At 44.7% G+C, this 19,478-nt stretch carries 20 protein-coding genes; 9 read left to right on the forward strand and 11 right to left on the reverse strand.

Annotated features, from left to right (window positions below; all coding sequences use genetic code 11):
* The first annotated feature begins 20 nt into the window (after window positions 1-20).
* The 6 genes from KXJ80_RS11075 (at window position 21) to KXJ80_RS11100 (ending at window position 6,054) form a co-directional block, all read left to right on the forward strand.
* Window positions 21-701, forward strand: a complete 681-nt coding sequence (locus tag KXJ80_RS11075; protein WP_259474778.1) for a hypothetical protein — start codon at window positions 21-23, stop codon at window positions 699-701.
* 303 nt (window positions 702-1,004) lie between these two features.
* Window positions 1,005-3,122: an anaerobic ribonucleoside-triphosphate reductase gene (nrdD, locus tag KXJ80_RS11080; RefSeq protein ID WP_037419596.1), complete on the forward strand. Its 2,118-nt coding sequence runs from the start codon at window positions 1,005-1,007 to the stop codon at window positions 3,120-3,122.
* 115 nt (window positions 3,123-3,237) lie between these two features.
* Window positions 3,238-3,699 (forward strand): anaerobic ribonucleoside-triphosphate reductase-activating protein, encoded by a 462-nt coding sequence (nrdG, locus tag KXJ80_RS11085; protein ID WP_218738778.1) that lies wholly within the window; start codon window positions 3,238-3,240, stop codon window positions 3,697-3,699.
* 125 nt (window positions 3,700-3,824) lie between these two features.
* Window positions 3,825-4,181: a YibL family ribosome-associated protein gene (locus tag KXJ80_RS11090; RefSeq protein ID WP_037419602.1), complete on the forward strand. Its 357-nt coding sequence runs from the start codon at window positions 3,825-3,827 to the stop codon at window positions 4,179-4,181.
* A 263-nt stretch (window positions 4,182-4,444) separates the two neighbouring features.
* Entirely contained in the window at window positions 4,445-5,056 is a 612-nt protein-coding gene (gene ribA / locus KXJ80_RS11095; RefSeq protein WP_069455185.1) for a GTP cyclohydrolase II, read from the forward strand.
* A 113-nt stretch (window positions 5,057-5,169) separates the two neighbouring features.
* Window positions 5,170-6,054 carry a hypothetical protein gene (locus KXJ80_RS11100; RefSeq protein ID WP_218738904.1) on the forward strand — a complete coding sequence of 295 codons (885 nt, stop codon included), beginning with the start codon at window positions 5,170-5,172 and terminating at the stop codon, window positions 6,052-6,054.
* A 39-nt stretch (window positions 6,055-6,093) separates the two neighbouring features.
* Here the strand turns inward: KXJ80_RS11100 and KXJ80_RS11105 are convergent, their stop codons facing one another.
* The gene (locus tag KXJ80_RS11105; protein ID WP_218738777.1) at window positions 6,094-6,546 is read right to left on the reverse strand and encodes a FlxA-like family protein; all 453 of its coding nucleotides are present in this window, start codon (window positions 6,544-6,546) and stop codon (window positions 6,094-6,096) included.
* 164 nt (window positions 6,547-6,710) lie between these two features.
* Between KXJ80_RS11105 and KXJ80_RS11110 the strand changes: the two genes are divergently transcribed.
* The gene (locus KXJ80_RS11110; protein ID WP_259474779.1) at window positions 6,711-7,820 is read left to right on the forward strand and encodes a PQQ-dependent sugar dehydrogenase; all 1,110 of its coding nucleotides are present in this window, start codon (window positions 6,711-6,713) and stop codon (window positions 7,818-7,820) included.
* A 217-nt stretch (window positions 7,821-8,037) separates the two neighbouring features.
* Here KXJ80_RS11110 and KXJ80_RS11115 read toward each other — a convergent pair whose 3' ends face one another.
* From KXJ80_RS11115 to KXJ80_RS11130, 4 genes are all read right to left on the reverse strand, one after another.
* On the reverse strand, window positions 8,038-8,406 hold the full coding sequence (locus KXJ80_RS11115; protein WP_037419609.1) for a VF530 family protein: 369 nt from the start codon (window positions 8,404-8,406) through the stop codon (window positions 8,038-8,040).
* 125 nt (window positions 8,407-8,531) lie between these two features.
* Window positions 8,532-9,980 carry a carbon starvation CstA family protein gene (locus KXJ80_RS11120; protein WP_037427281.1) on the reverse strand — a complete coding sequence of 483 codons (1,449 nt, stop codon included), beginning with the start codon at window positions 9,978-9,980 and terminating at the stop codon, window positions 8,532-8,534.
* Window positions 9,981-10,175: 195 nt separating this feature from the next.
* Window positions 10,176-10,886: a two-component system response regulator BtsR gene (btsR, locus tag KXJ80_RS11125; protein ID WP_069455182.1), complete on the reverse strand. Its 711-nt coding sequence runs from the start codon at window positions 10,884-10,886 to the stop codon at window positions 10,176-10,178.
* Entirely contained in the window at window positions 10,883-12,565 is a 1,683-nt protein-coding gene (locus KXJ80_RS11130; RefSeq protein ID WP_037419617.1) for a sensor histidine kinase, read from the reverse strand. The genes btsR and KXJ80_RS11130 overlap by 4 nt, the downstream gene beginning before the upstream one ends.
* Before the next feature lie 128 nt (window positions 12,566-12,693).
* Here KXJ80_RS11130 and KXJ80_RS11135 point away from each other — a divergent pair, with 128 nt between their 5' ends.
* A complete protein-coding gene (locus tag KXJ80_RS11135; RefSeq protein ID WP_037419620.1) occupies window positions 12,694-12,945 on the forward strand; it encodes a YecH family metal-binding protein in 252 nt (83 codons plus the stop codon).
* 109 nt (window positions 12,946-13,054) lie between these two features.
* Here the strand turns inward: KXJ80_RS11135 and KXJ80_RS11140 are convergent, their stop codons facing one another.
* The 6 genes from KXJ80_RS11140 to KXJ80_RS11165 all read right to left on the reverse strand — a co-directional run bounded on the left by KXJ80_RS11140 (window position 13,055) and on the right by KXJ80_RS11165 (window position 17,117).
* Window positions 13,055-13,396 (reverse strand): hypothetical protein, encoded by a 342-nt coding sequence (locus tag KXJ80_RS11140; protein ID WP_037419622.1) that lies wholly within the window; start codon window positions 13,394-13,396, stop codon window positions 13,055-13,057.
* Window positions 13,383-14,057, reverse strand: coding sequence for an AAA family ATPase (locus KXJ80_RS11145; RefSeq protein ID WP_218738772.1), 675 nt, complete (start codon window positions 14,055-14,057; stop codon window positions 13,383-13,385). The genes KXJ80_RS11140 and KXJ80_RS11145 overlap by 14 nt, the downstream gene beginning before the upstream one ends.
* A 77-nt stretch (window positions 14,058-14,134) precedes the next feature.
* A complete protein-coding gene (locus KXJ80_RS11150; protein ID WP_037419625.1) occupies window positions 14,135-14,437 on the reverse strand; it encodes a PilZ domain-containing protein in 303 nt (100 codons plus the stop codon).
* Window positions 14,438-14,587: 150 nt separating this feature from the next.
* The gene (locus KXJ80_RS11155; RefSeq protein ID WP_011623180.1) at window positions 14,588-14,992 is read right to left on the reverse strand and encodes a phosphate-starvation-inducible protein PsiE; all 405 of its coding nucleotides are present in this window, start codon (window positions 14,990-14,992) and stop codon (window positions 14,588-14,590) included.
* Window positions 14,993-15,144: 152 nt separating this feature from the next.
* Window positions 15,145-16,320 (reverse strand): NnrS family protein, encoded by a 1,176-nt coding sequence (locus tag KXJ80_RS11160; RefSeq protein WP_218738771.1) that lies wholly within the window; start codon window positions 16,318-16,320, stop codon window positions 15,145-15,147.
* A 287-nt stretch (window positions 16,321-16,607) separates the two neighbouring features.
* A complete protein-coding gene (locus KXJ80_RS11165; RefSeq protein ID WP_037419631.1) occupies window positions 16,608-17,117 on the reverse strand; it encodes a DUF2062 domain-containing protein in 510 nt (169 codons plus the stop codon).
* Window positions 17,118-17,149: 32 nt separating this feature from the next.
* On the opposite strand from KXJ80_RS11165, the gene KXJ80_RS11170 reads away from it, so the two are divergent.
* Window positions 17,150-19,471 carry a DNA internalization-related competence protein ComEC/Rec2 gene (locus tag KXJ80_RS11170; RefSeq protein ID WP_218738770.1) on the forward strand — a complete coding sequence of 774 codons (2,322 nt, stop codon included), beginning with the start codon at window positions 17,150-17,152 and terminating at the stop codon, window positions 19,469-19,471.
* Window positions 19,472-19,478: the final 7 nt, after the last annotated feature.

A 19,478-nucleotide genomic window follows, 5' to 3' on the forward strand; every position in this document is an offset into this window, starting at 1 on the left:
TAGACGCCGAATTATTGACGATGAATTCTCTTTTAAATGCCCTTAATCTAAATCGTAGCAGTGCCGCTGAAGCTTATGGCCTGAATAGCAAAAAGACGGAGACAGGTAAAACTGAATCGAGTACGGAGTCAAACTCCTCAGCCAAAGAACCCCCTAAGGTTGATACTAAACCGAGTGACGAGATAGCGCTGTCACCACGGGCACTGCGAGCACAAAAAATTCAGGCCATGTCGAAAGACTTTTTTGCTGATGGCAAATTTAGCGTGGCTGAGATACCCGCTTTAGTCTCGCGGTTACAAAAAGACGGTATTCTTTCCGATGCACAGGTAGAACGGCTCTCGCAAAACGGCATTAGTTTGCCAAGCCAAAGTACCAATAAACAGTCTTTGCAGGATTTTATCGATGATGAGCTAAAGTCTTTGGCTGAAAAATCGCCTAATAGCCCGATGATCAACACGTTAGTGGATGCTAAAAATGTGTTAAAAAACATGGATGATGCCCAGTCGCCAGTGCTGGCACAAAAGGCGACTAAAGTGTTTGGTCAATTAACGGATTATTTGAATAGCAACCCCACCATGAGCGATAGTCAAAAACAGTTATGGCAGGGACTTAAATCAACGATGCAGGTGGCTTCATCCATGGGGATGCAGCAATCAGCGTCGGGACAATTGAGCAGTTATCTTGCCTTAGCTAAGCGCTAGTCTTATTTACAATATTCTTTCAAAAACAATAGACTTTGGCTTCTGGGTCAAAGTCTTTTGTCATTATTAGCGCCATTTCCTGCGTCTACTATCTTGCTTTAGCATCAAGGTCAAGGCCTAAAACTGAGATCATTGGGTTTGGCAGCAGTTCTTATTTGTTCTTTTTATCCATCGGATAAATCATGATCTGGATCATGGAATTTTAGGTGTCGATGCCGCTTAATTGTCTACATATTGTGTTGATAGATTATTTAATCACTATATATAGTGTTAATTTTAATCGGGATGGAGAGGAATTAAACAATGCCAGTCGTGATCAAGCGGGATGGTTGCCGCACACCTTTTGATGAAACAAGGATAAGAGATGCAGTGGTCGCTGCTGCAAACTCGGTTGGGATAGAGGACGCAGATTATGCCGCGACGGTAGCCGCTTGTGTGAGAGAACGAGTGGCGAATATGGCAGAAGTTGAAATCCACCATCTACAGGATGCGGTTGAAAACCTATTAATGGAAGGCCCTTATAAATCATTGGCACGGGTCTACATTGAATATCGTCACGACAGAGACATTTGCCGCGATGCTACCAGTAAGCTCAATCTTGAAATCCGTGGTTTAGTCGAGCAGAGCAATGCCGCGCTGTTAAATGAAAACGCCAATAAAGACTCTAAAGTGATCCCAACTCAACGGGATCTGCTGGCGGGCATCGTGGCTAAACATTATGCCAAGAGCCATATTCTGCCTAAGGATGTGGTGGCTGCGCACGAAATCGGTGAGATCCACTATCACGATCTTGATTACTCGCCCTTTTTCCCGATGTTTAACTGTATGTTGATTGATTTGGCGGGCATGTTGACCCATGGCTTTAAGATGGGCAACGCCGAAATTGAGACCCCAAAATCGATCTCTACCGCTACGGCTGTGACGGCGCAAATTATTGCCCAAGTGGCAAGCCATATCTATGGCGGTACCACGATTAATCGTATTGATGAAGTGTTAGCGCCTTTTGTGGCCAAGAGTTATGACAAACATTATCAAGTGGCACTGAATTGGCAGATTAAAGATGCTAAAGCCTATGCCACTGCTCAGACTGAAAAAGAATGCCACGATGCTTTCCAATCCCTTGAATATGAGGTGAATACCTTACATACCGCTAATGGACAAACCCCGTTTGTGACCTTTGGTTTCGGTCTAGGTACTTCGTGGGAGTCGCGTTTAATTCAACAATCGATGCTGAAAGTACGCATGGCGGGGTTAGGTAAAAATCGTAAAACAGCGGTGTTCCCTAAATTGGTGTTTGCCATCCGTGATGGTATTAACCACAAAGTCGGCGATTGCAATTACGATGTAAAACAAATGGCCCTTAAATGCGCCAGTATGCGCATGTATCCAGATATTTTGAACTATGAGCAAGTGGAAAAAGTGACGGGTTCGTTTAAAACCCCTATGGGTTGCCGCAGCTTTTTAGGTTCCTATAAAGAAAATGGTGAACTCGTCCATGAAGGGCGCAATAACCTTGGTGTTGTTAGCTTAAACTTGCCACGTGTTGCGCTAGAAGCGAATGGCGATGAGGCTGAGTTCTACCGTATTCTGGATGAGCGGCTATTACTTGCCCGCCGTGCATTAGATACGCGTATCGAACGGTTAAACGGAGTGAAAGCCAGAGTTGCGCCGATTTTGTATATGGAAGGTGCCTGTGGCGTGCGCTTGCGTGCCGATGATGATATCGCCCAAATCTTTAAAAATGGTCGGGCATCGATTTCATTAGGTTATATCGGTTTACATGAAACCATTAATGCGCTCTATGGCACTGAAACCCATGTGTTTGATGATGCTAAGCTTCGTGAAAAAGCGGTGGCGATTGTTGCGCATCTTAAAGCGGCTACCGACGCATGGAAGGCCGAAACGGGTTATGGATTCAGCCTTTATAGCACCCCAAGTGAGAGTCTCTGCAGTCGTTTTTGTAAGCTCGATGCGCGCCAGTTTGGTGTGGTTGCGGGGGTAACCGATAAGGGCTATTACACCAATAGCTTCCATTTAGATGTGGAAAAGCACGTGAATCCTTACGATAAAATCGATTTTGAGCAGCCATATCCCGCCATCGCCAATGGTGGTTTTATTTGCTACGGCGAATATCCTAATATGCAGCACAATATCGAAGCGCTCGAAAATGTCTGGGATTACAGCTATAGCCGTGTACCTTACTACGGTACTAACACGCCGATTGACGAATGTTATGATTGTGGTTTTACCGGCGAATTTAGCTGTACTAGTAAAGGATTTACTTGCCCTAAATGCGGCAACCATGAGCCAAGTCGAGTGTCTGTTACGCGCCGTGTGTGTGGTTACTTAGGTAGTCCCGATGCCAGACCGTTCAACCATGGTAAGCAAGAAGAAGTGAAGCGTAGGATCAAACACTTGTAACATTTTTGCCTTATTGTGTTTGTTACACTGATATCAGCACAGTCGCTTAGCATGGGACTGTGCTTTGATTTTTAGCCAGTCTGGCGCTCCTTGTATTTCGTATTGGACTTATACAATGAACTATCAGCAATATTATCCCGTTGATGTGGTCAACGGCCCAGGCACTCGGGCCACCTTATTTGTTTCAGGCTGTGAGCACCAATGCCGTGGTTGCTATAATCAAAGTACTTGGGATGTGCGCTCTGGCCATTTATTTGATAAGGCAATGGAAGATAATATCATCGCCGATTTGCAGGATACGCGGATCGTTCGCCGTGGATTATCACTCTCTGGCGGCGATCCACTTTTACCCGCCAATCTTGAGGGGATTTTGGCGCTTGTTAAGCGCGTCAAAGCTGAATGTCCCGGTAAAGATATTTGGCTGTGGACGGGCTATGTATGGAATGAATTGAGCGATAAACAGCGTGCGGTGCTGGAATATGTAGATGTGCTGGTGGATGGCAAATTCGAGCAACATCTTGCAGATCCGAGCCTTCCATATCGGGGTAGCAGTAATCAGGTGATCCGTTTCTTATAAAAGCGGTAACGAGGATCGCTAACTTGCTGTTATAATCCCACACCTTGACACAGTGACCCAGACAAACAGGCCAAAAATTAGGTCAATATCGGTCGGGACTCACTAAAGTAATTTAAGGTAACATAATGAATTTAAAGCAAGAACTGCAGCAGCTAAACGATAAGTTAGATAAGTTTCGTCGTAAACTGGCGGCGGCAGAGCAACGTGGCGATGTTGTCATCGTGGCGCAGTTTAAACGCGAGATTGAGGCTGTTACTAAGCAAATCAATAGCGTAAAAACGCAGCAGTCGCGTTTATTACAAAAGCAAGGGGTGGATATTCAGCACTTGCCATTTCATCGTGCCCTCACCAAAGCCGAGCAAGCCGATATGGGTCAACTGAAAAAGTCAGTAAAAGGCTTAGTTGTTGTGCACCCAATGACTGCTTTAGGGCGCGAAATGGGCTTGACTGAAGTAACAGGTTTTGCACCAGCAAAATTTTAAGCTACATTGCTAAGTTATTCAATGAGTTGCAAAATAGAACACTTATCTATTTTGCAGCGCCTTGGCTCGACATATTACCCACTGAGCTGAATGAGTCACCCAGTTAATAGCTTAGTTTTGTAGTTGATTAAATTACTAAAGTATTTCGCGATTGCTGAAAACACTTTAGAATAGGTGCGCCGTAGGCTAAGTACCTAATCATTGTTTTGTTTATGGATGTTCCTTCCGTCTCATGGAATGAGAGTTGTCGTTAAGGTTAAGTCATGTCGATAAAATATGTCGCGACGTCAAAATTACCCACTCCCTGGGGCGTTTTTGCCATGCACGGTTTTGAAGATACCGAAACCGGTAAAGAGCATGTTGCCCTCACATTTGGCACCCTAAGTAGCGATGCTCCTGTTTTAGGCCGTATTCACTCTGAGTGTCTCACTGGCGATGCCTTATTCAGCTTACGCTGTGACTGTGGATTCCAGCTGCAAACCGCGATGCAAAACATTGCCGAGACCGGCAGTGGGTTTATCTTATATTTGCGTCAGGAAGGTCGTGGTATTGGTCTGCTAAATAAGATCCGCGCCTATGAGTTGCAGGATAAAGGCGCCAATACGGTTGAGGCGAATGAACAGTTAGGTTTCCCTGCGGACATGCGTAAATACGATATGATCCAGCCTATGCTTGAGCAGATTGGCGTAAAGCATGTACGCTTAATGACCAATAACCCTCGCAAAGTCAAAGCGATGAAAGACATCGGCATCGAAGTGGTTGAGCGCGTACCCTTACAAGTCGGTAAAAATCGCTATAATGAGGCTTACTTAAAGACTAAGTCCACTGAGCTTGGGCATATGATGTCTGAGTATCATTTTACGGATGAACAGTAGTTCTTAGTGCAATAAATTTACCGATTAGGCTGCAAATTAGGATCTGTTTGCGTAAATTGAATATCATTTTTAGTCGGTTTATCGTCAACCTCTGCTCCATTTCGGCGCTATCAATGGGGATTGTTTTCCCGCTGTTGGCGTCGACAGAGCCTGTTTCAAACTCCAGTCACCCGCAAGATTTTGCTGCATTTGCCCCCCAATCTTCCCAAGCGTTTTCGAAGATTAGCCCTGAAACGCCGATTGATGGGAAAAATAATCCTAACTCTGTTTATGCCTTTGGCAGCTACCTTGGCACAGGGGTATATCGAGCTGCTGAGCAAAATGCCACCGTCGTTAGTGTTCCGTTAAACTTTGATTTTTTGAAGGATGATAGTAGTCAGACTTGGCTGCGTTTACCCTTATCTTTCGGTTTTTTTGACTACTTAGCCAAAGACATCACCGACGGCGAATTGCCATCGTCAGTCGGCACCATGACGATAACGCCCGGCATTGAGCACCATTGGCAGGCAACGGCAAATACGCGGATGGAAGCCTATTTGGATGTGGGCTTTGGGACAAATTTTGAGACCGATGCGAATGTGGCGATTTTAGCCTCAGGTGTAAGCACCTTGTATGATTTTAGTCTCGCGGGTGAAGACAGCGTCTGGGTATCGAGGTTAAGGTTTGCGGGCTACAGTGAACGGGTAGGAAAATTAACCGACCAATTTGCGGTATTGCAAACTGGGGTAGATATTGGCCTTTCGCCGCGCTGGCAATGGTTGAATATCCAAATGCAACCTAGATTATTTGCGGTCGGTTATTGGTACTTCAACGAGCTGGATTTTAGCCAAGATGCTGAAGATGAAACCATAGTCTCCGGAAGCTATGAGTTTGGTGCCACACTGGCATTTTCTAAGCCTTTGGGCGGCGATCTCCTCGGCATAGATAGAATTGGCATCAGTTATCGAACCGGCGACGGGTTAAATATTTGGCGTTTATTGTTTAGTTTCCCAATCTAGTTTACAGCTACCAAGATTGAAAATGATTCTGTACTCAGATTAGCCTGCGGCTTTTTGTGCATCGCGCATTTTCTGGTCCATTAACACGGCAATTTGGTTACCGAGTTGCATAATTTGTTCCTGCAATAGCTTACGTTGCTGAGCCGCGGCCTCGGAATCATCTCCTTCCAGTTTCGTGAGCATCTCCTGCAAAGCTTTGATTTGCTCTTTCAGACGCTTAATTTGTTCATCAATGATAGATTTGGGTTCTTCATTCTCAGCACTTTCCGTCTGTTGCCGTTTTTCCGCGGTTTGACCTCTGAGAGAAGCGCCTACTTCGGTAGCGAGAGCTTGTCTTCCGGCATTGGATATATTGACCGTTTCTTGCGTGCTGGTCTCTGCCGACGAATTCTCAGAAGCTGAGCTAGCTGTTGGCGTAGTGGTGATATAAGCGCTGGAAACAGATTTGAAGGCGCTGCTATTTGCGGTCGTATTTAATCCATTAATGTTCACGATAGGCTCCATAAGTACCTGAAGGTTATTTATCGAATTATCGGCCTTGAGATAAAAAACTTAAGTGCTAAGCATCCTATTTGATACAAAAGGCGTATCTAGGATAGGTTAGGGGATTAATGGTTAAGGTCGTTCACTTTTTGACTGATAAGGATATGAAAGATATGGCTCGTAAACTACAAATAACATGCGCTGCATTTTTGGCTTTGAGTGGAATAAGTGTGCCTGCGATGGCTAAAAATATTTTAGATAAACTGACCGTTGCAGAAGGCTTTAACCTGAGCTTATTTGCAGATAATGTTGACAATGCGCGCGCAATTGCCGTATCCGAAAAGGGCATTGTCTATGCGGGTTCGATGAAGGCCGGGAATGTTTATGCCCTTATCGACCGTAACCAGGACGGTGTTGCCGATGACAAAATTCTGGTTGCCTCTGGACTAAAGCTACCATCAGGTGTGGTGATCAAAGATGGCGACCTCTATGTCTCCGAAGTGGAGCGCATCATTCGCTTCAAGGATATTGATAACCACTTAAACTCACCAACATTTGAGGTGGTCTTTGATGGGTTTCCAACTGAAACCCACCATGGCTGGAAAGTACTAGGGGTTTCACCGACAGGCGAGTTAATCATTCCTGTAGGCGTGCCTTGTAATGTGTGCGAGGAGAATGAACGCTATGGACGTATTTTCTCGCTCAATCTCGAGACTAAAAAATTAACCACCATTGCCCAAGGAGTTCGTAATTCGGTCGGATTTGATTTTCAGCCCGGCACTCAAACCCTTTGGTTTAGCGATAATGGCCGCGACATGATGGGCGATGATATTCCTCCCTGCGAAATCAATAAGGTCAGTTACTTGGGTGAACATTTTGGCTTCCCCTATGTGCATGCAGGTACAATTCTTGACCCTGAGTTTGGCCAAGGTAAAGATCCTACCAAGTACACCGCTCCTGCGCTCTCCTTAGGGGCTCACGTGGCGCCACTAGGCATTCATTTTTATCTTGGTAAACAGTTCCCTAGCGGCTATCAACAGCAGTTGTTTGTCGCTGAACATGGTTCATGGAATCGCACTAAGAAAGCGGGTTATAAAGTGGCCGTGGCGACGATAGAGCAAGGCAAGGTGGTCAAATACACTCCATTTTTAACTGGCTTTATGCAGGGCGAGCAAACCTTTGGTCGCCCAGTGGCCTTTGCTGAATTGGCCGATGGCAGTTTACTCGTGTCGGATGATTATGCAGGGGCAATCTATCGCGTCACTTATCCGCAGACAAAGTAGCCAATAGGTGAAGTCTTAAACGCTTATTCTTAGCCGTTGGCTTGATTAGCAGGGGACTCTTGCCAATCATGGTTGCCCACCGAAGGATATTGGATTGGCGCTAATCTAGCTGATAGACAGATTAAAAAATAATGCGCGGGATAATTGAAATTGAATTAATTATTCCGCGCATTTTTGTCTGTTCTTGTGAGTATGCGTTTGAATATTCACACGAAATTTAGTCGCGCTTGCCCCAGATATGGCTATTAATCTGGCCATCTGTTGCGGCTATTGATGTAGCCGTACTTGCCTGAGCTGGTTTCTGTGCTGGTTTTGCAGGTTTTTTGGCCGATGTCTTCGCTGGTGCATTGGATGTTTTCGCGGCGGGCAACGGCAGTTTATTGGTTTTTAAATATAAATATTCTACTTTTTCCCGTGCCCAATCGGTTTTTCTTAAAAATCGTAGACTCGATTTGATACTCGGATCTTCGGTAAAACAGCGGATCTTGATGCGAGCTCCGAGTTCTTCCCAGCCATAGTGCTCAACGAGTTGTGTGACTATGGTTTCCAGTTTGATGCCGTGTAATGGGTTATTTTCTTGAGTCATTTTGTATAAATTACCGTGAACAATAATCGGATTATACCAGTATTATACCGATTGACTAAAATCATAGATAAAAAAACGGGCACTCATCAGTGCCCGTTTGCTTTGTATATCAATATTGTTGGAAATTAAGCTTCATCGGGTAATTCGCTGTCGCTATCAACTTCACCTTTACCTTTGGTTTTCACAATCAGTAAGCCTGTGATGACTAGCGTTGAAACAGTCCCTGCGATGGTGGATAAGGTCATCGGTAAGCCTGCACCTAAAGTTGCAGAGTTAAGTAGGAAGGTGATAACTACTGTGGTCATAAACATGGCTGGAATGGTGGTGATCCAGTGCAGTTTATTGTGACGCAGTAGGTAAGCTGAGGCCGTCCAGAGCATTAATACAGCTGTCGCTTGGTTAGCCACACCGAAGTAGCGCCAGATCACGCCGAAGTCGACTTGAGTCAGTAAGCCACCAATCACAAACAATGGAATAGCTAACACTAAACGTTTAGGTAAAGCCACCTGCGGCATGTTAAAGAATTCAGCCAAAATCAGACGAGCAGAGCGGAAAGCCGTATCGCCTGAAGTAATTGGCAGAATGATCACACCAAGGATTGCCATAAAGCCACCCACTGCGCCTAACAGACCAGTTGATGCTTCGTATACAACGTTTGCAGGGTTACCCGCCATGCCTGTGCTTAATCCTTCAACACCGTGGAAGTAAGACAGTGCAATCGCACACCAGAGTAGGGCGATGATACCTTCACCGATCATGGCACCAAAGAACACAAAACGACCGTTCTTTTCGTTTTCAACGCAACGTGCCATCAGTGGTGATTGCGTGGCGTGGAAGCCTGAAATCGCACCACAAGCGATGGTGATAAACAGCGCAGGCCATAATGGCATATCTTTAGGGTTTAAATTTTGGAAGAAGTCGCCCGCTTGCACATTGGGCAGTAGCGTATGTTCGCTTGATAACATGATCGCAAAGGCTAAACCAAATGACATGAAGAACAACAGCGCGCCAAAGAAAGGATATAAACGGCCGATAATTTTATCGACGGGTACCACAGTGGCAATCAGGTAGTAAACGAAGATAATCGCAACAAAAATGCTAACATCCCAACCCGTTAGTTTGCCTAACAGGCCTGCTGGCGCAGAGATAAACACCACACCTACGAGCAATAATAGAATGATGGCAAACACATTCATAAAGTGCTTGGCACTTTTGCCTAAATACTTACCGGCAAGGTTTGGTACAGATTGCCCACCATTACGGACCGACAACATACCGGAGAAGTAATCGTGCACCGCTCCTCCGAAGATACAGCCGATCACAATCCACAACATCGCTGAAGGACCGTAGAGCGCCCCGAGGATTGGACCGAAGATTGGACCCACACCCGCGATATTCAATAATTGGATTAAGTACACTTTGCCTTTCGACATAGGCACATAGTCCACACCGTCGGTTTGGGTAAAAGCCGGTGTCTGACGTTTTTCGTTGATACCAAATACCTTTTCGACAAAGGTACCGTAGATAAAGTAGCCGCCGATCAATAGACCGACACAGAGTAGGAACCACATCATTTTAGTTATCTCCCCATTTTGAGTTGTGCAGAGTGTAAACAAGTTGTTTACATAAAACAGGGGTAACTGGGTGAGAGGTCGATAATGCTGACTCAGCGGCAATAGAATGGGGCGAGCGGTTGTATGAGGATGTCATTCATAAGTATTAACCGCCTCCAGCGGCTTAGATACGCGCATTAGTGGTTAACAATGGGGCTATTGGAAGCCGAACAATTGCTTAAGACTTTTTAAATAACGGCGAGAAACGGGCACTTTGTCGCCAAGCAGAGTCGTGACTTCGGCGCCAGTATCGAGCAGCTCTATTTCGGCAATGGCTTTGGGTGAAATCAGATATTGGCGATGGCAACGCACTAGCAGTGTTTTTTCTTCCAGCACTTTAAGGGTAAGTTGGGTATGGACTTTGCCCTTGGTACAGGCGACATGAATACCGCTTAAATCACTAAAAACATACTCAACATCTTGAATGGGGATCACTTTTAATTTACTACCGCTGTAACAGGGTAGGTGCTCGAGGCATCGAGGCGCGATCAGATTCACGGCTTGCGGAGTGAGGTCCTTACGAACACGTTTTAGGGTTTGGCTGAGTCGATCGGCATCTATTGGCTTAAGTAAATAATCAAAGGCATGATTATCAAAGGCTTTGACGGCAAATTCATCAAATGCAGTGACAAACACGATTTTAGGTAAGGTGTCGGGATCGAGCATAGCAATCAGTTCCATGCCTGAAATACGTGGCATTTGGATGTCGAGAAAAACTAATTGAGGCTTTTCTTTGGCAATGGTTTGCAATGCTTCTATGGCGTTGCTGCATTGGCCAATAATCTCAATGTCGGCTTCTTGGCCGAGCAAATCCGCAAGTTCCTCGCGGGCAAACAATTCATCATCGACAATCAAACAAGTGATCACGTGCTAGTTTCCGTCTGTTCTATGGGTAAGCGGATGGTCACCTTGGTGTATTCATCCGGTTTGCATTCAACTTGGATGCCATACTGTTCGCCAAACAGATTTTGTATCCGTTTATGAACTAAATTCATCCCCAATCCCTCAGAATCTATTGAGGGTTGATAAAGGCCAGCGTTATCTGTCACCTCAAGGGCTAATATATGGTCATCCATACGTCCAGTGACCTTGATTTGTCCTTGCTCAATCATATGGGAGGTGCCATGTTTTACCGCATTCTCAATGATGGGTTGTAGGGTAAATGCAGGCACTTTACAGTGGTAAAGTGATTCAGGTATAGCAATGTTGACCTGTAATTTATCAATAAATCTCGCTTTCTCAATAGTGAGATAAGACGCTATGTGATCGAGCTCATCCCCGAGAGTGACTAAACCCGTGGTGCGTTTTAAATTGATCCGTAAAAATTGCGACAATTGCTGTAATAGCTGTTTTGACATATCGGGATCGCGCTTAATAATCGCACTGATGGTATTGAGAGCGTTGAATAAAAAGTGTGGATTCACTTGAGCTTGCAGTAATTTTAATTCCGCTTGGGTGAGTAGGTTTTGCTGCTGTTCAAAACGGCCGTAGAGGATCTGGTTCGACAATAGCCGAGCAATCCCTTCCCCTAAGGTGCGGTTAATGTTCAAAAATAGTTTATTTTTTGGCTCGTATAACTTGATGGTGCCAATGACTTCGGTGTCGCTGCGAAGTGGGATCACAAGGCTCGAACCGAGTTTACACTGGCTCGAAATCGAGCAGGAATAGGGCATCTCCACCCCATCGGCGAACATCACCTTGTTTTGGTTTATGGCCTCAAGGGTGATTTTTGAGGAAATCGGTGTTCCAGGGATATGATGGTCGGCACCAATACCGATAAAGGCCAAAAGTTTTTCTCTGTCCGTAATGGCAACAGCACCCACATTGGTTTCTTCAATGACAATTTGCGCGACCTTGCCGCTGCTTTCTTCGTTAAACCCCTTAGAAAGCAGCCCAACACTGCGCTCGGCAATTTTAAGCGCCTTGGTTGAGAAACTAGAGGAGAGCTTGTCAAACATGGTTTTTTGGTCGCGGATCATGCTCATAAACAGCGCTGCGCCAATGGAATTAACCAACAGCATAGGCGGAGCTATCTGCCGCACTAATTCCCATGCGGCATCAAACGGGCGTGCAATCAGCAAAATAATGCTCATTTGCATCATTTCGGCGTAAAAGGTCACCAAACAGACTAAGAGAGGATTGTAGATAAGTTCACTTTTACCCGCGCGGCGTAGGTAAAAACTGATCATTCCCGCGGAGAGTCCTTCGAGAGTGGTTGAAATCGCGCAGGCTAAATCGGTAAAGCCACCCATGCTGTAGCGGTGTAAACCGCCAGTGAATCCGACTAAAAATCCGGTGACAGGACCGCCGAGTAAACCGCCTAGCACGGCACCCATGGCGCGAGTATTGGCAATGGCCCCTGAAGTTTGCTCACCAAAATAGGTCGCCATGATACAAAAGCTAGAAAAAACCAGATAAATAAATATTTTATGAGGTAGGCGCGGTGATGTTTCTGCAAACAGTTTAAAAAGAGGTGTTTTACTGACTAAATAAACAATCACTAAATAAAGTGACATCTGTTGGGTCAGTAGCAAGATCAAGGACATAGTGGCTCACTTTATCGTCACAGCGGTCAGCGCAGTTATTGACATTGGCAGTATGTGCGCGAGATCAGGGTTAAAATTCAACAGTTCGGTTATAAAGCCTAATCTTATTTGCATCTTTTGGAGAGACTATGTCCGATTCTGTTCACGGTCATGACGTTATGGCGCTGATGGTAGCGCAAGCTCATCCCGTTTTAAAGCCTCAGTTTATTGCTCTGATGACTGAAACCTTTGGTGAAGCAGCGCGTTATCACACTTGTAGTGCCGAAAACCTTACTGCGGAGGAGTTAATTTTTTTGTTGTTGAGTAAAGGGAAAATGGCAGAATCAGCGCAAGGGCTCGCCCTTGTTGCTGGGCGGCAGTGTCATCATTCTCATCATTAAGTATGGCTAATCTGGTCTATGAGCCGCGCAATAGCTTGGGGTCATAGGCCATAACTTGCTGTTAAAGAAAGGGTGATCAGCGGATTGGTTTACCTTGATGCCATGAAGATTAATGCTCATCCTGCTTACTTTTATTTACCACTTCAAGCTGTTCTGCAGTTGTTTTTTGACTGAATTCATCAATCAAGATCCGCAATAAGCGTGATTTGGCGATTTTAGTTCCTTTAGCGAGCCCATCTAATTGGGTAATACTGGTTTCCGTTAAGGTAAAGGTGGCATGGCGATAAATTTTGGCTGACTTTTTATCTAAGCCTTTTGGCTCTGCGGGAGGCACCGCTAAAATACTCGCTTTACCTAAAGCATAGTTATTGGCATCTTCGATAAAATCCTCAATAGAAACCGTTTTGATAACTTGTTTTGGTTTCTTGCGTTTAAGATCAGTTAAGCTCATAACTATTTTCTGGTGGTAAGGTGAACAGCTCATCCACTATGGCGCGGATCTCGTCGGCCGCTTTCCCATCTGGCTCAATTTCCATTACGGACGATCCTTTTTCCTCACTGTCATCGTAGATATTTCGGCAAAAAGTCACCGAATTGAGTACGCGTAATCCAAAGGATTGGACCACTTCTTTGGCCTCTAAAATACGCTTTACTTGGGTGGGCAAAGCGGGACATTGGGTTAGCACAATGGTTGCCACCATTTTGGGATTAACCATCTTACAGGTGCTGAGCATATCTTCCATATGGGGTAAGGTTTTAAGATCGCGACGTTTGGGTCTAAGTGGGATAACTACGTAAGTGGCCACCGACATGGCGGCGCGCATGGCAAGGTTATCTTGACCGCCACAGTCAACAATGACGTAGTCGAAGCGTTCATTAAGACTGAGCAGATCGTTACGTATTTTGCCGTAGAGCTGAATACAATTGATTGCAGGGAGGCTAGGGTCGTTGTTTCGAGCTTGGATCCAATCGGATGTTGTACGTTGGGGATCGCAGTCTACCATTAGTACATTTACATTGGCGGCAAATTTTTGCTTTATATAAACCGCAAGATTTTGCGCGAGGCAACTCTTGCCACTGCCACCTTTCTCTCCACCCACCAGCAATATCATAGCAATGTCCTTTGTACGAATAGTTCAACTAATTCAGTGTAGAACAGCTCAATCGACCCTGCGTAGCTAGATTGAAATTAAAGCAATTGCATCGCGACATGATAACTTTGATCATGACGTTTAGAGCAGCGGCAAACTTGGCCTTTTACGCTATTTTGTCGGGATGTTTCTGGATTGAATGTCACGTTAACTAATTCACCGAGTTCAAATGGGTTTTTATAATCAAACAGAATGCCTCTGCGGGCTAAATCGATACATACGCCTTCGTCCGTATGTTCAACGCCATTCTTATCAGTCCAATGCAAGAGCACGCGTTCAGCTTCCATATCTACTCGAAGTGAGCTGCGTTTTTCTTCAAATCCAACTGGATGTTCACCCATAACTCAATTGTCCCGTAAATAATTGATCTCAGTAAAACTAGCATAATTGCTTTTTGGCAGAATACCAATCTGAAAGCGAGGGATTTGGAAGGATTTTGCAGGTAAAGAATGGCGCCATTGAGCTTGGTTGGCAATGGCGCCCAGTAGCAATTAGTTATCGTATTCTTGATTTTTAGGATAGGGCATTTTTAATTGGCCCCAACGGATCACGATGACCGTTGCCGCAAGGATCAAAGTTGAAAGCGAAATTGCGGCGATGCGCCAGTCATCCATACTCTTCATATCTAAGATCAAATAACGTGCAAGAGCAACAATGGCAATATACAGCGGCATGCGCACGGGCAATTTTCCCGATTCTGCATAATTAGCAACCATGGCCAGTACTTCGAGATAAATAAACAATAACAACAGATCGGCAAGGGCGACTGCGCCGACATTAAATACATGGACAATTTCTTGACCAATAGCAACCACAGTCGCTATTGCTATGATGATTAAGACGAGATGCTCAACTGCTTTTAAGCCTTTGGCACCATATTGACGATAAAATGGCATGGGTACTCCCTACTCAATATTTTTGTAAATAGTAACAGTAAAAATACTTTAGTTAGGGAAAAGAGACGCGATTCTCTGTGACTCAATTCACAAGATAGTAATTGGTTGTCTGCTAAAGGCATCGCGCCATGAGTTTTCTCGAGTCACCTTGCTTAGCCTGGCCGCCCATCGGCTCTGACGCGACAAAGCATTGGTGCGTAGTAGTAACAGAAACACCCAAAAGCCAGCATCCAACAAATAATGGCTGCGAGCATTAATTCAATAAACCATGCACTGGGTAAACCCGCTAAGACACGGAACACTGTAGCCAGTAACATTAACCCAAAAGCCAGTGTCATTGGCCTAGCGGGTTTTAGTTGTCTGCCGGTATGACCTAGCGATACCCTCGACATCATTGCGAGGATCATGCCGCCAAGTCCTCCAACAGTAATGGCATGCATTCCTACGGAAAGTGGTAGTCCTGTAGCAATCAGTATCAAACCAATGGGAATACATAAGTAACTTAAATGCAGTGACCATAACAGCGGCACAGACCAACTTGCCTGCCATCCCCAACGAGACCAACGTAGTAACAATACCAGACTCGCTATACCAGCCAGAGCGCGCGTCAGTAATATTATCTGCGGTAAAAAGAGACTCGCAACAAGCGCTAATAGGCTAGCAAAACTTAACCACTCCAGTACGGGAATGGCGGAGTGTCTTTGCCATTGGGTGGCGCGCTCAGTAAAGAATGGGATCACTCTACCACCAAGCAGAGCAACAATTACCCCAACAAGGATGACTGCTGCATAAAGACCATTATTAGCCCACTGTAATTGATTAGTTATTAAACCGTAATAGCTAAATCCATTAAAAAGCGTGAGTAAACTGAGAATAGGGATAAACACAAAGTTACGCCATTGGCGTACTTTAACCACAGATATTGATAATGCAATTGCGGTTAAGGGTAAAAACATCAAGTCGATGATCATGATCGCCACAAACGGAATATCTAGCGGCAATATAAATAAAAGTCTTGGTAGTAACCAGACAGTAAATAGCCCTATAAGGGGTAAGCCTTTCAACCCAGGTTGCCCTGTCCAGTTTTGTACTGCGGTGAGTAAAAAACCTGCGACGACGGCACAGGCAAACCCAAAAATCATCTCATGACCATGCCACCATAAAGGATTGATGTTGTTAGGAAGTAATGACAGACCGGAAAGAAATCCTCCCCAGATCCCTAAACTTAATAGACTAAATAGACTCGCAAATAAGAAGAAAGGTCTAAAACCTAAGCGGAAAAGCGGTAGTTTAGGTTGTAAATGTGCAGGTTCATCAATATTCAACATAATGACAGCGTAGTAGTGAAACACGAAAAGTATTTTAAGCTGTAAATTAAATGAATGTATATATCTACTTATGAGTAGCTTGTAAGTAAGTGTCCGGGTGAAGGGATAAAGATAGTCTTATCGTCGTGGTTTAATCTATTGATAAAGTAGAATAAATTACAATAGAGGACGTAAAGGAAATACAGGGATGCAAACGCTAAAAAGGTGTTAATGCTTAACTTGTTCAATTAGGAAAGTTAATTTCTCTAACATAAAACAAGTTAAGCCATTGTATCTGAAAGTCGCAATTATTTGGTCTTACGCTTTTGCCACTTAAACATGATCGAGTATTTCCAGAGGTTACTGATCATTAAATATCCTACAGTGGAAAACACGATCCCTAATACTAGGCAACCTAGTAGGAATGCTGGCCCAATTGTGGCTAATGAGGCTTCTATCCATTGCCAGCTTGCCTCAAAGGCAAATTCCTGCGGTGCGTGGCCAAGAATTTTTGCACCTAATAAATAAGCCCCATAAAACATAACTGGCATCGTAAGTGGATTGGTGATCCAGACTAAAGCGACGGAAACGGGAATATTGACATTAAAAAGGATTGCAAAGGCCGCGGCGACCACCATCTGAAAAGGCATTGGGATCCAAGCGACAAACAAGCCTATGGCAAAGGCCCCCGGCGCAGAGCGTCGATTAAGCGCCCAAAGATTAGGATTGTGTAATAAGCGACCGAAAATGCGTAGGTGTTTGTGCTCACGCAGGGTTTCAGGCTTAGGCATAAATCTTTTTATTAATTTTTTTGGCATAGGCTGAAATTGCTGTCTTAACTTAATTCACTATGAATGGATTCATGTTTGGCTTTAGTGCCACCTTACTGTCAGCGATGTTATGGCCTTCGCTGCCGCCAATTACTTATCTACCCTACTTTTGCTTTGGGGCTCTCATCTTATTCAAAAAAGCACCTAGCTTATCTGGCACACTCTTTGCGATGTTCTGGCTAACAGGATTTTGCTTAGTGTTATCTCGGCAGGATCTTCCTTTATCCCAACAGCCTATACAGGTGAGGGGCGAAATCATATCACTAGTTAGTCAAAACAGCGACTGGGTTAGCTTCGATATTGTTGTCGATAAACCAAATTTAATCTTTGGGCCAACGGCTAAGTTGCGTTTAACCTGGCAATCCGAGGCGACACTGCAAGTTGGGCAAGTTTGGGATTTCACTTTTATGCCTAAAAGTATATCCAGTGTACTCAATCAAGGAGGATATAACGAACAAAAGCAATTGATTAGTCAGCATATTGTCGGTAAAGGCCGCGTTATGCATGCAAGGCTTCAAGCTGAGCGTTTTTCGTTAAGACATCACTTAATCACACGACTTGCTCCAAAGTTATCTGCGTTAACACAGGGGGATATTCTGCTGGCGTTAATCCTCGGGGATAAACAACTTATCTCGCAAACTAAGTGGCAGGCGCTAAGGCAAACGGGCACGGGCCATCTGGTGGCGATATCGGGATTACATTTATCGGTGATCACCGCTTGGGTCTATGCTTGCGCTTTGTTTTTTCTTACGCGTTTGGCGCCACATCCAAGTCGACGAAATATAGTTATTGCGCTCATTTTAGCAGGAGTGAGTGCTCTATTTTATAGCTATTTAGCCGGTTTTGCCGTGTCAACACAGCGTGCGTTAGTGATGATTTTATTGGTTATGCTGTTGATTTTATTAAGACGCTACTCAAGCGCATGGGACCGTTTGCTGTTTGCCTTATTTGTGGTGTTACTCATTGATCCTCTCGCTTGTTTAAGTGCTGGATTTTGGCTTTCTTTTTGTGCTTTGGCGATTATTTTATATACCTTAGAAAGTGCCAAATTTACACAGTCTGTTGATAGTAAAACAACTTTTTTAGCCAAGTCGCGAGTCAGAGTCATACAGTTTTGGTCAATACAATGGCGCTTAAGCCTGATATTGGGACTGCTGCAAGCCATCTTTTTTGGTGGTGTGAGTATCCATAGTTTGTGGATGAATATGCTGGTGGTGCCTTGGTTTAGTCTTATCGTCATTCCGCTATCGATGCTGGCTTTTATCATCTGGTGGTTAGGTACGTTTTTGGGGCAATCGTGGCTGGGATTATTCAATTTGGCGGATTTAGCACTATTTCCCTACGGCAAGTTACTTGAACTCAGCGTCGATTTACCCGCCCATTGGCATGTGGTTTCCGAGACATTATTAGCAGGCGGCCTGTGCGCACTTTTTGCGTTGATTCTGTGGCGATATGTTCCTCATCGGCGCCAATATTGGCACTGGCATTTGTTGATAGGGTTACTGTTTCTTCCTCTGGCATTGTCTGTTTTTCAGCGCATTACAGCATCGAAAACCACTCAATGGACGCTACATTTACTTGATGTCGGGCAAGGATTAGCCGTGGTGGTTGAAAAGGATGATAGGGCACTTATCTATGATACGGGCGCCGCATTTGGCGATGATTTTAGCTACAGTGACCGTGTGATTATCCCTTTTCTTAATACTCGAGGATTAACTGATATCGATTTTATTGTGATCAGCCACGGCGATAACGACCATGCTGGAGGCGCTCAAGTACTGGCAAAAGCGTATCCTCAGGCAAAATGGATTACTGATGTTGACCACTTAAATGCTCAGCCTTGTTTGCCACAACAGATTGATTGGCAACAACTTACCTTACGCTTTATTTCCCCACAAACCCAGGCGGGTGGCAATAATGCTTCTTGTGTGCTGCGGATTGATGATGGTCAGCAAAGTCTATTACTGAGCGGTGATATTGAAAAGGAAACTGAGAGTATATTGATTGAGCGAGTGCAAGCGGGCTTTATACTTAAAAGTCAGGTGCTTATTGCTCCACACCATGGAAGCCGCACCTCATCTACGCTGGCATTTATTGAAAGGGTGGCACCGGAGTTAGTACTTTTTCCAGCGGGGTTGAATAATCGTTATGGCTTTCCTAAAGCCGATGTCGTTGCCCGCTACCAAGCTTTGCAGATAAACCACTTAACCACCGGGATTGAAGGACAAATTAGCGTTACTTTTGAACAAGGGCGACTCGACGTAAAAACCTATCGGCAAGATTTAGCTCCATTTTGGTATAACCGCTTGTTTAGATTTGGTGACTTGATTAATCCAGAGTAGAATGAGC

It is taken from the genome of Shewanella xiamenensis (assembly GCF_024971755.1).
Taxonomy (GTDB): Bacteria; Pseudomonadota; Gammaproteobacteria; order Enterobacterales; family Shewanellaceae; genus Shewanella; species Shewanella xiamenensis.